The following is a 12,833-nucleotide window of genomic DNA, read 5'->3' on the forward strand; positions in this document are numbered from 1 at the left end:
CCTATCTGTCGAGCGCGTTGATCGCCTCGTGCACCCGGCGCTCGGCCTCGGCGCGGGGCAACCCCGGCGGAATCGGCTCGCCGAAGCGGAAGGTCACCACGCCGGGCAGCTTGGGGCCGTGCTTGGGCCAGACCTTGCCGCTGTCGATCGCGACCGGAATCACGGGTATCTTGAGCATCTGGTACAGGCCGGCAAAACCCGCCCGCAGCGGCGGCTGCTCGCCCGGCGGCACGCGGGTGCCCTCGGGAAAGATCAGGATCGAGCGCCCCAGCGCCAGCTCGGCCTGGCCCTCGCGCACCATCCGCCGGAGCGCGCCCGCCGATGCCTCGCGATCGACGACGATGACGCCGTAACGCCGCGCCGCCCAGCCCCAGACCGGAATCGAGGCCAGTTCCTGCTTCATCACGATCGCGGGCGTGCGCAGCAGGCGGCCCAGCTCGAGCGTTTCGTACATCGCCTGGTGCTTGGCGGCATAGATGACCGGACCGGACGCGAACATGGTGCCTTCCACCCGGCGGTGGATGCCCAGGATGTGCTCGGTCGCCCAGCCATGGAGCTTCGTCCACAAATGGGTGTGGACGATCAGCGCCTCGCGGCCGAACAGCGCCGTGATCGGGGTCAGCAGCACGATCGGCACCGAAAGGCCGTAAAAGACGATCATGAACAGGATCGTGCGAAGCCAGCTCATGTCCCGATCCCCAGCCAGAGCGCCACGCGCCGAAGCAGCAGCTTGTTGTATTCGGCGACCAGCAGGCCGAAGCGCGGATGGCTCGGCACGCCGTCCCCCAGCACCACGACATCGCCGTCCAGCGCGTTGGTCAGTTCCAGCCGTGCCCGGGCGAGGTGCCAGTCCGACGTGACCAGCCGCACCGATTTATATCCGTGCCGCTTCACCCAGGCCGCCGTCTCCTCGGCATTGGACCGCGTGTCGACCGCTTCGCGCCCGAGATCGATGCAGCAGGCGAACAGCGACGGCGCCTCGCGATATTCGTGGGCGAGCTCGACCGGCCGCACTTCGGGCGCGACGCCGGTCACCAGCATGCGTTTCGCGGCATGGGCCTTGAGCAGCACGATGCCCCGGTCGATCCGGCCCGCACCGCCAGTCGGCACCACGATGGCATCGGTCTTCGAATGGTCGAGCGGTTTGGGCATGGCGAGCAGGAACAGCCCGAAGCCCAGTGCCCAAAGCAGCGCCAGCACGCCCAGGGTGCGGATGATCACAGGATTCGCCTCAGCGCGCCGAGCACCGCGAACCGCGCCGCCTGGGCCGCGAGGAGGGCAAAGGCGAGCGGCAGCATGGCAAGCAGAAACCAGTCGCTCGTCGACAGCTGCATCTCCCCCAGCAGGTCCGATCCCAGTGCCGCCAGCTGCATCCCGACCAGCAGCACGATCCCCGCGGCGACCAGCGTCCCGAACGCGCCGCCGAGCAACGTATCGAGCGCGATCCGCTGCTGGAACAGGCGCGCGACCTGTGCGTCGGTCGACCCCAGCATGTGCAGCACCTCGATCGTGTCGCGATGCGTCTCCAGCCCGGCGCGCGCCGCGAGGATGACGACGGCGGCGGTGGCGGCGGCGATCAGCATAACCAGCCCGACGGCGAGCCAGGTGACCATGGTCATGACATCGCTGACCGGTGACATCCAGCGTTCGTGCCGGTCGACCCGGGCCGCCGGCGCGACCGCGCGCACCGCGCTCGTCACCCGGGCGGTGGCGGCGTCGCTGGCGGCGCGGAGGTCGACATCGATCATCGCCGGCATCGGCAGATCGGGATCGGCCCCGTCCGCCCCGAGCCAGGGTCCGAGCAATCGCGACAGTTCGGCACGGCTAACCTCGACGGCGCGCGCGACGTCGGGCAGGCGGCGCAGCGCAGCCAGTAGCTCTTTCGTCTGATCGTCACGGGCGCGGTCGCCCGGTTCGACGATCTGCACCGTCAGCCGCCCGGCGAGCTGCCGGTCGAGCCCCTTCGCGGCGCTCAGCGTGCCGAGGCCCAGCGCGGCCGCGAGCACGGTGAGGAACAGCATGATCGCCATGATCCAAATCATTGCGCGCGTGCCCCGGCGCGCGTCGAGCAGGCGGCGATCGGCGGAGGAGGAAATCAGCCGGACGCTCATGCGGGCTCCGCCGGCGGCGGGAAGCGCAGCGATCCGGTGGGATCGAGCAGGCGCCCCTTGTCGAGCCGCATCATATGCGCATTGGGGATGCGGCTGAGCAGATGGAAATCATGCGTCGCGACGACCACCGTGGTGCCGAGACGGTTGAGGGAGTCGAACAGGTGGAGCAGGCGTTCCGCCATGTCCGGATCGACATTGCCGGTCGGCTCGTCGGCGACGAGGATCTCGGGCCGGCCGATCACGGCCCTGGCGATCGCCACGCGCTGCTGCTCGCCGCCCGACAGGGTCTGCGGCCTGGCCTTGACCCGGTCGGACAGGCCGACCCAGGCGAGCATCTCGCGCACCGGCGCCTCGATATCGCTTTCGGGCACGCCGGAGACGCGCAGGGGAAGCGCGATATTGTCATAGGCCGAGAGGTGCGGGACGAGCCGGAAGTCCTGGAACACCACCCCGATCCGCCGCCGGAAACCCGGCAGCCGCTTGCGCGGCAGGGTCACCGCGTCCTCGCCGAACAGCCGGATCATCCCCCGGGTCGGGCGTTGCGAGAGGTAGAGCAGCTTCAACAGCGAGGTCTTGCCGGCGCCGCTCGTGCCGGTGAGAAAATAGAAGGCGCCGGTCGACAGCGTGAAGCTGACGTCGGACAACGTCTCCTGGCCGGTGCCGTAGCGCAGCCCAACATTTTCGAACTGGACGATATTCGCCATTACCGGCGCAACGCTCGCTTCATGACTGATGCCCCGGCCCGCCATCGCACGTTCCGGGCGCGCGCCACAAGCATGGGCATGAGCGCCCTCGCCCGAAAGGCTTGCCACGACGCGCTGGTGCGTGCTTAGATTCGGGACAGGCGCGGCGCCCTCCGCAGCGCCGGAAGCGGCCAAGATGATCCTCGAATGCACTCAATGCCATTCCCGCTACATGGTCCCCGATTCAGCGATCGGTGCCGAAGGCCGGACCGTGCGATGCGCGAGCTGCAAGCATAGCTGGTTCCAGCCGGGCCAGGTGCTCGATCTGGTCGCGCGCGCCGAAGCGGCCGACGCGCCGGCGCCGCGCCTCGCCCCCGGCGGCCCGGCCCGCGCCGCTGCCGCCGTGCCGCCCGTTCAACCCGCCGTTCACGCCCCCATTCAACCGGACGTCGACATCGCGCCGCCGGGCACCGCGCCCGACTATGATGCCTTCGCGCACCAGCCGCCCTTCACCCGGCGCCGCAGCAGCGCGCAGCGCTGGATCCTGGCCGCCCTCGTGGCGGGTCTGGCGATCCTGGCGGGGGCCGCCGCGATCCTCTATCTCGGGGCACCGGGGCTCGCCCAGCAATTCGGCCTGCCGATCGTCACCCCGGAAACGCCGCTCAGGATCGTCAACAATCCGATCGACCGCCGCCACCTCGCCAATGGCAGCGAGATGTTCGCGATCAGCGGCAAGGTGGTGAACCCGACGGACCAGCGCCAGCGCGTCCCCGATATCCGGGTGGAGCTGAAGGACGCCCAGAAACGGCTGGTCTATAGCTGGGTCATCCGGCCGGAAACGATGTCGCTGGCCCCGCACGGCTCGGTCGAGTTCAACAGCGCGAAGCTCGACGTGCCGGTCAATTCGAAGCAGCTGGTGCTGAGCTTTTCCGGCGAATCCGCCAACTGACCAGGGCGAAGCGACCGCCGTGGAGCAAGGTCGCCGCCACCATGCCGATGCCCGACGCATAGACCAGCCCGGTCAGGCCCCATCCGAGATGGATCAACCCCCAGCCCGCCCCGCCCGTCACCAGGAAGAAGGCGATGATGCTGTTGGCCCCGGCCACGACCTGGTCGCCGAGCGAGCGCAGCGCATAGACAAACACCACCTGCACCCCGTCGAACAGGATGAACGGCGCCCATAAGGGCACCATCGCCAGCGCCAGCATGTGCACCTCGCCCGTCGCCGGGAACAACGCGACGACACCGGCGCGCCCGATCACCAGCAGCAGGGCGAGCAGCGCGGTGAGCAGCGCCGCGATCGACGCGGCGATCACCGTGCGCGGCAGGGCCTGGCGCGGCACGCCCTCGCCGACCGCATTGCCGACTCGCACGCCCGTCGCCGATCCCAGGCCGAGCGCGACGGAGAAGGTGACGTTGTGGATCGCGAACACGATCTGGAAGGCATGGGCCGCCGCATCGCCGAGCCGGGTGGACAGCGCGATCAGGATCGAAAAGCCCGCCAGCTCGAGCCCCGACGCGATCGCCGGCACCACCCCGAACGCCGCCAGCCGTACCGCGCCGGCGGGGACGCCCCGCCATGCCGCGAGCGAGAGGTCGTGCACGCCGCGCAGCGTCGCCCGCGGCAAGGTCCAGGCAGCGCCGATCATGCCGAAGGCGCCGATCGCCGACGCGATCGCGGTCGCCGCCGCCGCCCCGACCGCGCCCAGCGCCGGCAGCCCGAGATGACCGCCGGACAGCGCCCAGGCGAGTACGGCATTGAGCGGGAGAATCGCGAGATTGACCGTCGTCACCCGGCGCGGACGGCTGACCCCTTCGAGGAAGAAGCTGGCCGCGACGATGATCAGCTGGAACGGAAAGCAAAGCGCCATCACCTGGACGACGCGCGCCGCCCGGGGGACCAGCGCATCCGCCACCCCCATGCCAGCCAGCATCGGCGCGGCAAAGAGCAACAGCGCCAGCCCGGCCAGGCTGCCCAGCACCAGCGCGAGCAACAGGCCCTCGCGCAGCACCGCGCCGGTGCGCCTGAGATCGCCCGCGCCGTCAGCGCGCGAGGCGTGGACCAGCACCCCGGACAAGGCCGCGAGCCCGGCGACGATCGCGACGAAGGTCAGCGACCGGCTCGCGCCCAGGGCCGCGACTTCTTCCGTGCCGACCAGCCCGACCACGACCACATCGGTGACGTGGAGGATCGTCCAGTTGAGGCTGGTCAGCATCACCGGCCAGGCAAGGCCGAGGATTCGCCGCGTTTCGTCACCGATCGGATAGGAGAGGGGCGAGCCGGGCATCGCGCCCTGCTAGCGATCGAACGCTGTGCGGGATAGAGCAGTTGCCATTGCCGCAATGCCTTGCTAGGGGCGCTCCCCTACCAGCTGCCGGGGCTTGTCCGGCGGTGTTTCACGTGCGGCCGTGGCGGAACTGGTAGACGCGCAACGTTGAGGTCGTTGTGGGCGAAAGCCCGTGGAAGTTCGAGTCTTCTCGGCCGCACCACTTTCTTCTGCAGGGCCAGACCCTGATCGGCGGGGACGGACATTTGTCCGTCCCTTTCCCGTTCTCCGGCATGGTCGACCCGGCCGATTTGGCCGGCCCCGAACCTTCGTATAATGCTTTGGCGTCAACGGATCGTCCACGATAGAGTGGCGTTGTGCAACTGAAAGCGCGATCCCTTCGCGCTCCTCGAAAGCCGATCTTGTCCGAAGCCGCCTATCTGAATGCGATCGGCACTGCCGTCCCCGATCACGACATCCACCACGCCTTCATCGCCTGGGCGCAGGGCCGGATCGAGGATGAACGCGCCGCGAAGCTGTTTGCGCGCATGGCGGGACGATCGGGCATCGAGCATCGCTGGTCGGTCTTGAGGCGTACCAATGGCGGCGGATCGCCGGTTTCAGCCGAGGGCTTTTATGCCAAGCCGCATCTGCCCGGCACCGCCGAGCGCATGCGACTCTATGCCGAGGAGGCGCCGACGCTGGGCATCGCCGCGATCGAAGCGCTCGCCGCGCAGCGGCCGATCGCCGGCATCACGCATTTCGTCGTCGCCAGCTGTACCGGTTTCGTCGCGCCCGGTGTCGACCAGATCATCGCGCGGCGGATCGGCCTGCCGGCCTCCACCGAGCGGCTGCTGATCGGCTTCATGGGCTGCTACGCGGCGGTCGCGGCGCTGCGGACGGCGCGTCACATCGTCCGGTCCGAGCCCGACGCGCGGGTGCTTGTGCTGTGCGTGGAGCTCTCGACGCTCCACCTCCAGGCGGAAAGCGCGGTCGAGCCGCTGCTGGCGATGCTGCAATTCGGCGACGGCGCCGCCGCGGCGATGGTCACCGCTGAACCGACGGGTTTCATGATTGGCCAGCCCTTCGCCACCACCCTGCCCGATTCGCAGGACCTGATTCGCTGGGACGTGACCGACAGCGGCTTTGCGATGCATTTGTCGGGCGAAGTGCCCGGCCGGATCGCCGCCGGCCTCGCCGATCCCCGTTTCGCTTCGGCCGCGACCGGCGGACGTGCGCCGGGGGAGATCGATGGCTGGGCGGTCCATGCCGGCGGACGCTCGATCCTCGACGCGGTCGAACACAGCCTTGGCCTGTCGCCGGAAGCATTGGCCGCCTCCCGCGGCGTGCTGGCCGACAATGGCAACATGTCCTCCGCCACCCTGATGTTCGTGCTGGCGCGGCTGCTGGCAGGTCCGCCGGTCAGGGACGGCGTCGCGCTTGCTTTCGGCCCCGGCCTCGCCGCCGAGGGTTTCGGCTTCCGGAGCGCGGCATGAGCCTCGCGACCCGGGCCATCGCCGAGGAGCTGATGGACGCCGACGACCTCGACCCGGCGACCTATGCCGAGGTCGTGGGCGACCTCGCGAAGGTCAATATCGTCACCATGGCCGGGCGCCCGACACTCGATTTCCTGACCCGCGCGACGCGGGGCATGACCTCCTTCCGCCTGCTCGATGTGGGTTTCGGCGACGGCGACATGCTCCGCCGGATCGCGCGCTGGGCGCGGAAGCGGGGCCTCGCCGCCGACCTGACGGGCGTTGACCTCAACCCGCGCAGCGCGCTCGCCGCGACCGCTCATACGCCCGCCGATCTAGGCATCCACTACGTCACCGGCGACTATGCCGGCCTTGCCGGCGGCAACTGGGATTTCGTTGTCTCGAGCCTGGTCGCGCATCACATGACTCATGCTCAGCTGATCGCCTTTCTCCGTTTCATGGACAGCGAGACCCGGCGCGGCTGGCTGGTCAATGATCTCCACCGCCACGGCTTCGCGCATTGGGGTTTCCCGATCCTCGCCCGGATCGCGGGCTGGCACCGGATCGTGCGACTCGACGGCACGCTGTCGATCGCCCGGTCCTATCGGCCGTCGGAATGGCCGCCGATCCTTGCCGAGGCTGGGGTGGAGGCCCGCATCTACCGCGCCTTTCCCTTCAGGCTGTGCGTCGAACGCCTGCGCTGATCGTCGGCGGTGGGCCGGCAGGGGCGAGCGCGGCGATCCTGCTTGCCCGCGCGGGCATCCCGCATCTGCTGGTTGAGCGCAGCCGCGAAACCGGCGACGCGCTGTGTGGCGGTTTCCTCAGCTGGCGGACGCTCGACTCGCTGCGCAGCCTGGGGATCGAGCCCGACGCGCTCGGCCAGGCCCGCGTCACCCGGGTCCGGCTGTTCGCCGGCGCGCGGACGGCGGAAGCGCGCCTGCCGCGTCCGGCGATCGGGGTGTCGCGCCGCCATCTCGATTCGCTGCTGCTCGACCGGGCGGCACGCGCCGGCGCAGCCATTGAGCGCGGCGTCGCCGTCAAGGCAATCGAGGGGACCACCGCCCGGCTGCAGGACGGTGGCACGGTCGCGGCGGACGCGCTGTTCCTGGCCAGCGGCAAGCACGACATCCGCGGCCTTGCGCGCCCGGCCGAAGCGCGCGGCGGAGATCCGAGCCTGGGCCTGCGCATCCGGCTGTCCCCCGCGCCGGCACTCGACCGGCTGATCGGCGACGCGATCGAACTGCATCTGTTCGACCGCGGCTATATGGGAATCGTGCTGCAAGAGGATGGCAGCGCCAATTGCTGCATGGCGGTCCACCGGTCCCGCCTGGCCGAGTCGGGCGACCCCGAGCGGCTGCTCGATTCGCTCGCGGCGGAATCGCCGAGACTGGCCGAACGGCTCGTCTGGCGCCGCGGCGGCGAGACGATCGATGCGGTCGCCAACATTCCCTATGGCTGGCGCGTCCGCGAGGGCGTGGCGGGCCTGTTCCGACTGGGCGACCAGGCCGGTGTGATTCCCTCGCTGGCCGGCGAAGGCATGGGCATCGCCATCGCAAGCGGCGTCCGCGCCGCGCGGGCCCATGAAGGCGGCGGCGCGGCGGCCGCGATTTCCTTCCAGCATCGGCTCGCCCGCGACCTCGCCCGGCCGATCGGTCTTGCCGGCCTGATTCGCACCCTCGCCGAACGCCCCGGCATGGCCGCCACAATGGTCCCGGTCGCGCGAAGCATGCCGCTGCTGATCGATGTTGTCGCGCGGCTGACCCGGATCAACCATTCGCACCTTGACCGCCCCGCCGCCGCGCGGGAAAGCTGAGGACCATGGATCAGTTCACTCTTTCCGAGGGCGAGTGGCGCAAGCGGCTCAGCCCCGAACAATATCATGTCCTGCGCGAGGCCGGCACCGAACCCGCCTTTTCCGGCCGCTACACCAACAACAAGGCCGACGGCATCTATCGCTGCGCCGGTTGTGCCACGCCGCTGTTCGACAGCGCCGATAAATATGAGTCGGGATCGGGCTGGCCCAGCTTCACCCGGCCGATCGCACCCGAACGCGTCACCGAACATAGCGACGTCAGCCACGGCATGATCCGGACCGAGGCACGTTGTGCCCGCTGCGACGGGCATCTCGGGCATGTCTTTCCCGATGGCCCGCCGCCGACCGGCCTGCGCTACTGCATGAACTCGCTCAGCCTCGATTTCCGCGGTCGCACGCCGGAAAACGGTGGCGACTCGGTCGCCTGACGAAATCAGTTCACCCGCGCTTCATCGCGCCTGCACCACATGCTCACGCGCAGGCCGCTTGTTTGCTTCCTCAATAGAGCCTATCCCCGCGGAGCCCCATGGCCAGCCGTTCCCGACCATCCCCGTCCCCGATCTGGCGTCGCCGGCTGATGCTGGCGCTGCGCATCTCGGGCGTGCTCATCCTGCTGGGGCTGATCGCCCTGGTCGTCGCGGTCTATGTCCAGCGCGGGCAGCTGCCGAGCTTCGAGGAGTTGAAGTCCTCGCCCAACGGCCAGATGATCCGCGTCCATGCCGCCGACGGCACGGTGATCGTGTCGATGGGGCCAAGCTATGGCGAATGGCTGCCCTATGACCGGATTCCGCCGGTCATGCGCGATGCGATGGTCGCGGTGGAGGATCGCCGGTTCCGCTCGCATCTCGGCATCGACCCGATCGGCGTCATGCGCGCGGTGAAGCTCGCCTTCGTCAATCGCGGCACCGACCGGCGTTTCCAGGGGGCGTCGACCATTACCCAGCAGGTCGCGCGCACCATCTTCCTGTCGAACAAATATGATGTCGGCCGCAAATCGCGCGAAGCGCTGCTCGCGCTGGCGATGGAGCGCAAGTTCACCAAGGACCAGATCCTCGAACTCTATCTCAACAAGGTCTATTTCGGCGGTGGCGCATATGGCATCGATGCCGCCGCGCGGAAATTCTTCGGCCATGGCGCCGACAAGCTGACCCTGTCCGAAGCCGCGGTGATCGCCGGCCTGGTCAAGGCGCCCTCGCGCTATTCGCCGACCGCCGATGCCGAGGCCGCGGTGGGCCGCGCCGGCGTGGTGATCGACCTGATGCAGGAAACGGGCAAGATCACCGCCGCCGAAGCCGCGTCGGCCGATCCGAAGAGCGTCGCGCTGGCGCCCGAGCCCAAACAGAACAGCGTGCGCTATTTCACTGACTGGGCCTTGCCCCAGCTCGAGCTGCTGATCGACGAGACGAGCCGGCCGCTAGAGGTGTGGACCACGCTCGACCTCAACATGCAGCGCGATGCCGATACAGCGATCCGCGCCAACGCGCCGGCCAACGCCCAGGGCGCGCTGGTCGCGATCGACCGCGACGGCGCGGTGCGCGCAATGGTCGGCGGCAAGGATTATGTCTCGTCGATCTACAATCGCGCGACTCAGGCGGTCCGCCAGCCGGGATCGGCGTTCAAGCTGTTCGTCTATCTCTCGGCGCTCGAGGCAGGGCACAAGCCCGAGGATACGCTGGTCGACGAACCGATCTCGATCAATGGCTGGAGCCCGCGCAACAGCTCGGGCGCCAATCGCGGCGAGATGACGATCCGCACCGCCTTCGCCTATTCAGTCAACACCATCGCCGCCAAGCTGGGCCAGGAAGTCGGCTTCAGCACCGTCGCCGACATGGCCCGCCGCTTCGGCATCACGACGAAGGTCGACACGCACCCGGCAATGGTGCTCGGCACCTCGGACGTGCGGCTGCTCGACATGACCCGCGCCTTTGCCAGCGTCGCCAACAAGGGCGTCGCCGTGACGCCCTATGGCATCACCAAGGTGACCGCGAATGGCGAGACGATCTATGCCCAGCAGGTCGACCGCAGCCATGTGCTGGTCGCGCCCTATGTCGCGGCGCAGATGACCGACCTGCTGCAGACCGCGGTCAATACGGGCACCGGCAAGGCAGCGCAGATCGGCCGTCCGGTTGCCGGCAAGACCGGCACGACCACGTCGAACAAGGATGGCTGGTTCCTGGGCTTTTCCAGCGGCCTCACCACCGGCGTCTGGATGGGACGCGACGATGCGAAGGCGGTCCCGGGCCTGCAGGGCGGCACTGCGCCAGCGCGCGCCTTTGCCGCCTTCATGAAACCTGCCGTCGCCAATCGCCCGGTCGAAGCGTTCGACACGCAGGTGACTCTGCCCGAATGGCAGCTCGAACCGGATCAGGAATCCTATTTCGGCGAACCCGATAACGGCCTGTTCGTCGATGAGGACGGCAATCCGGTCGAACCCGGCACGACCGCGCCGTCCGATCCGGGGCCGCCCCTGGTCGACCCCGACGGCAACCCGTTGCCGCCGGATCAACAGGAACGCGCCGCACGTACCGCCCGGCCGGAGGAACGACCCGAGCGGCTCGACCAGGAATGGATGGATCGTGCGCTTGGCCGCACCCCGCCGCCCGGGCGGCCCGCACCACAACGCGAACGCGCCCCTGTGATACCGCCGTCAGACCGGCCGACCGAGCGGCCTCAGGATTCGCGCCCGATCCAGTGAAGCGCGGCGCCGTTAGCGCGCAGCCATGCCCGGGACCGTGCCGGATCGCTCTCGTCCAGCCGTGCGACCAGCGCGTGGAAATCCGGTCCGTGATTCATGTGCACCCGGTGCGCGACCTCATGCGCGACGGTCGCCCGCCGCACGAAGTCCGGCGCCAGGATCAGCCGCCAGCTGTACCGGATCGCCCCGCTTGACGTGCAGCTTCCCCAGCGTCCGCGGGGATCGCCGATCGCGACCCTGGTGACGCCAACGCCGGCGCGCGCCGCGAATTCGGCGGTCTCGGCGCTCAGGATACGCAGCGCCTCACGCTTGAGCCAGGTCTCGATCCGGCGCGACAGACCCTCGCGAGAGCCACCGCACCGCAGGATATCGCCGTCGCGCTCGATTCGCCGGGGCCCGCCCTCGCTCCAGTCGATCGTCAACCAGCTATCGCCGAACGGCACCACGCCGCCCGGCGCGAGCGGCCTCGGACTCGGGAGGCGCGCACGCTGGGCATCGATCCAGGCCTTCTGCCCTTCGGCCCAGAGCAGCGCCGGCTTGACCGGCGCGCGAGTCGGCAAGGTAAGCCGCACCCGGCCGCTGGCCGGATCGACCGACAGCTTCGCGCGGCGAGCCCGGGCGTTGCGGACGACCTCGACCGGCGCGCTCACAATTGGCGGTCGATCAGATGATGCTCCAGATCGCCGACATCGTCTTCCGAGACGGTCCAGCCCTTCACGGACTCACCGGCCCGGTGAACGGCGTCGCGATCCCCGCAGACCAGATAATGCCAGCGGGGCAGCGTTTCGCCCGCCGCCCGCAGACGATAGGCGCAGGTCGAAGGCAGCCAGTCGATCTCGCGGACATTGTCGCGCGTCAGGCGCACGCACTCGCTGACATAGGCGTGGCGATGCCGGTAATCCGAGCATTGCGCCGTCTTGCGGTCGAGCAGGCGGCAGGAAACGTTGGTCGCCATCAGCTCGCCGGTTTCCTCATCCTCCAGCTTGTGGACGCAGCATTTGCCGCAGCCGTCGCACAGCGCCTCCCACTGGCCGCGGTCCAGCGCGTCGATCGGAGTCGTTTCCCAGAAGCGGTCGCTCATTTCACCCAGCGTTTGATCTCGGTCGCAATCGCCTCGGGCGACTGATCCTGCGGCAGCAATGCCATCGGCTTGCCCTCGGGGTCCATGAGATAGGCGACCCGGCTGTGATCCACCATATAGCCGCCGCCCGGACTCAACTCGCCCTTCTTGTAATAGACCGCATATTCCTTCGCCGTCGCGTCGATCGCGGTCGCGCTGCCGGTCAGCCCGACCATGCGCGGGTGAAAATTGGCGACGAAGCTCTTGAGTACGTCGGGCGTGTCCCGCGCCGGATCGATCGTGATGAACAGCGGCACGATCTTCGCGCCCAGCGCCGGATCGCTCTTCTCGACCGCGCTCAGGCCGAGGCCGATATTGCGCGCGTCGACCGGGCAGACGTCCGGGCAGAAAGTGTAGCCGAAATAGACGATGCGGTATTTGCCCGCGAAATCGCGGTCGGTGACCTGCTTGCCGTCCTGATTGGTCAGGGTGAAGGGGCCCCCAATGCGCGCGCCGTCGAGCGGCGGCCTGGCCGGCGCGCCGGAACCCGAACAGGCGGCGAGGGGCGCGATCAGCAGCAGGGCGACGAGGGTTCGGCGGAGGATGATTGCGGGCACGCGGGCTATCTCGTTCATGGCGTGGCCAGCCATGATCTGTTAAGGGCCTCCGCGCAAGTTGGACCCGAAGGCGCCATCGCAAGGCGCCTCCGGCATTACAGGGGCCCGTCCA

Annotated in this window: 14 protein-coding genes and 1 tRNA gene; 7 read left to right on the top strand and 8 right to left on the bottom strand. The window is 69.0% G+C overall.

What is annotated here, in order from left to right; genetic code table 11:
• Window position 1: 1 nt before the first annotated feature.
• The 4 genes from ACZ1I5_RS21000 to ftsE are packed head-to-tail and all read right to left on the bottom strand — an operon-like array spanning window position 2 to window position 2,815.
• The gene (locus ACZ1I5_RS21000) at window positions 2-688 is read right to left on the bottom strand and encodes a lysophospholipid acyltransferase family protein (RefSeq protein WP_465171174.1); all 687 of its coding nucleotides are present in this window, start codon (window positions 686-688) and stop codon (window positions 2-4) included.
• Window positions 685-1,221, bottom strand: a complete 537-nt coding sequence (locus tag ACZ1I5_RS21005) for a YdcF family protein (protein WP_465171175.1) — start codon at window positions 1,219-1,221, stop codon at window positions 685-687. Before ACZ1I5_RS21005 ends, ACZ1I5_RS21000 begins: the two co-directional genes overlap by 4 nt.
• The gene (locus ACZ1I5_RS21010; protein ID WP_465171176.1) at window positions 1,218-2,111 is read right to left on the bottom strand and encodes a cell division protein FtsX; all 894 of its coding nucleotides are present in this window, start codon (window positions 2,109-2,111) and stop codon (window positions 1,218-1,220) included. The genes ACZ1I5_RS21005 and ACZ1I5_RS21010 overlap by 4 nt, the downstream gene beginning before the upstream one ends.
• A complete protein-coding gene (gene ftsE / locus ACZ1I5_RS21015; RefSeq protein ID WP_465171177.1) occupies window positions 2,108-2,815 on the bottom strand; it encodes a cell division ATP-binding protein FtsE in 708 nt (235 codons plus the stop codon). The genes ACZ1I5_RS21010 and ftsE overlap by 4 nt, the downstream gene beginning before the upstream one ends.
• 175 nt (window positions 2,816-2,990) lie before the next feature.
• Between ftsE and ACZ1I5_RS21020 the strand changes: the two genes are divergently transcribed.
• Window positions 2,991-3,743, top strand: a complete 753-nt coding sequence (locus ACZ1I5_RS21020; RefSeq protein ID WP_465171178.1) for an MJ0042-type zinc finger domain-containing protein — start codon at window positions 2,991-2,993, stop codon at window positions 3,741-3,743.
• On the opposite strand, the gene ACZ1I5_RS21025 is transcribed toward ACZ1I5_RS21020, so the two are convergent.
• Window positions 3,694-5,082, bottom strand: a complete 1,389-nt coding sequence (locus tag ACZ1I5_RS21025) for an MATE family efflux transporter (protein ID WP_465171179.1) — start codon at window positions 5,080-5,082, stop codon at window positions 3,694-3,696. The genes ACZ1I5_RS21020 and ACZ1I5_RS21025 overlap by 50 nt on opposite strands.
• Before the next feature lie 115 nt (window positions 5,083-5,197).
• On the opposite strand from ACZ1I5_RS21025, the gene ACZ1I5_RS21030 reads away from it, so the two are divergent.
• The 6 genes from ACZ1I5_RS21030 (at window position 5,198) to ACZ1I5_RS21055 (ending at window position 11,044) form a co-directional block, all read left to right on the top strand.
• Window positions 5,198-5,284: transfer RNA gene (locus tag ACZ1I5_RS21030), tRNA-Leu, on the top strand.
• A gap of 196 nt (window positions 5,285-5,480) precedes the next feature.
• Complete coding sequence (locus ACZ1I5_RS21035; RefSeq protein ID WP_465174018.1) at window positions 5,481-6,557, top strand: type III polyketide synthase; 1,077 nt, start codon at window positions 5,481-5,483, stop codon at window positions 6,555-6,557.
• Window positions 6,554-7,240 (top strand): methyltransferase domain-containing protein, encoded by a 687-nt coding sequence (locus tag ACZ1I5_RS21040; protein WP_465171180.1) that lies wholly within the window; start codon window positions 6,554-6,556, stop codon window positions 7,238-7,240. Before ACZ1I5_RS21035 ends, ACZ1I5_RS21040 begins: the two co-directional genes overlap by 4 nt.
• A complete protein-coding gene (locus ACZ1I5_RS21045; RefSeq protein ID WP_465171181.1) occupies window positions 7,219-8,349 on the top strand; it encodes an NAD(P)/FAD-dependent oxidoreductase in 1,131 nt (376 codons plus the stop codon). Before ACZ1I5_RS21040 ends, ACZ1I5_RS21045 begins: the two co-directional genes overlap by 22 nt.
• A 5-nt stretch (window positions 8,350-8,354) precedes the next feature.
• Window positions 8,355-8,777 carry a peptide-methionine (R)-S-oxide reductase MsrB gene (gene msrB / locus ACZ1I5_RS21050; RefSeq protein ID WP_465171182.1) on the top strand — a complete coding sequence of 141 codons (423 nt, stop codon included), beginning with the start codon at window positions 8,355-8,357 and terminating at the stop codon, window positions 8,775-8,777.
• Between the two features lie 98 nt (window positions 8,778-8,875).
• Window positions 8,876-11,044, top strand: a complete 2,169-nt coding sequence (locus ACZ1I5_RS21055; RefSeq protein WP_465171183.1) for a transglycosylase domain-containing protein — start codon at window positions 8,876-8,878, stop codon at window positions 11,042-11,044.
• On the opposite strand, the gene ACZ1I5_RS21060 is transcribed toward ACZ1I5_RS21055, so the two are convergent.
• The 3 genes from ACZ1I5_RS21060 to ACZ1I5_RS21070 are packed head-to-tail and all read right to left on the bottom strand — an operon-like array spanning window position 11,020 to window position 12,739.
• Window positions 11,020-11,694: a M48 family metallopeptidase gene (locus ACZ1I5_RS21060; protein WP_465171184.1), complete on the bottom strand. Its 675-nt coding sequence runs from the start codon at window positions 11,692-11,694 to the stop codon at window positions 11,020-11,022. The genes ACZ1I5_RS21055 and ACZ1I5_RS21060 overlap by 25 nt on opposite strands.
• Window positions 11,691-12,125, bottom strand: coding sequence for a YcgN family cysteine cluster protein (locus ACZ1I5_RS21065; protein ID WP_465171185.1), 435 nt, complete (start codon window positions 12,123-12,125; stop codon window positions 11,691-11,693). The genes ACZ1I5_RS21060 and ACZ1I5_RS21065 overlap by 4 nt, the downstream gene beginning before the upstream one ends.
• Window positions 12,122-12,739: an SCO family protein gene (locus ACZ1I5_RS21070; protein ID WP_465171186.1), complete on the bottom strand. Its 618-nt coding sequence runs from the start codon at window positions 12,737-12,739 to the stop codon at window positions 12,122-12,124. Before ACZ1I5_RS21070 ends, ACZ1I5_RS21065 begins: the two co-directional genes overlap by 4 nt.
• Between the last annotated feature and the right edge of the window lie 94 nt (window positions 12,740-12,833).

The organism is Sphingomonas sp. BL-S-30 (assembly GCF_055521475.1).

Coding starts and splice junctions, on each gene's coding strand:
- ACZ1I5_RS21000 (WP_465171174.1), bottom strand. CDS start 688: ATGAGCTGGCTTCGCACGATCCTGTTCATGATCGTCTTTTACGGCCTT.
- ACZ1I5_RS21010 (WP_465171176.1), bottom strand. CDS start 2,111: ATGAGCGTCCGGCTGATTTCCTCCTCCGCCGATCGCCGCCTGCTCGAC.
- ftsE (WP_465171177.1), bottom strand. CDS start 2,815: ATGGCGAATATCGTCCAGTTCGAAAATGTTGGGCTGCGCTACGGCACC.
- ACZ1I5_RS21020 (WP_465171178.1), top strand. CDS start 2,991: ATGATCCTCGAATGCACTCAATGCCATTCCCGCTACATGGTCCCCGAT.
- ACZ1I5_RS21025 (WP_465171179.1), bottom strand. CDS start 5,082: ATGCCCGGCTCGCCCCTCTCCTATCCGATCGGTGACGAAACGCGGCGA.
- ACZ1I5_RS21040 (WP_465171180.1), top strand. CDS start 6,554: ATGAGCCTCGCGACCCGGGCCATCGCCGAGGAGCTGATGGACGCCGAC.
- msrB (WP_465171182.1), top strand. CDS start 8,355: ATGGATCAGTTCACTCTTTCCGAGGGCGAGTGGCGCAAGCGGCTCAGC.
- ACZ1I5_RS21055 (WP_465171183.1), top strand. CDS start 8,876: ATGGCCAGCCGTTCCCGACCATCCCCGTCCCCGATCTGGCGTCGCCGG.
- ACZ1I5_RS21065 (WP_465171185.1), bottom strand. CDS start 12,125: ATGAGCGACCGCTTCTGGGAAACGACTCCGATCGACGCGCTGGACCGC.
- ACZ1I5_RS21070 (WP_465171186.1), bottom strand. CDS start 12,739: ATGAACGAGATAGCCCGCGTGCCCGCAATCATCCTCCGCCGAACCCTC.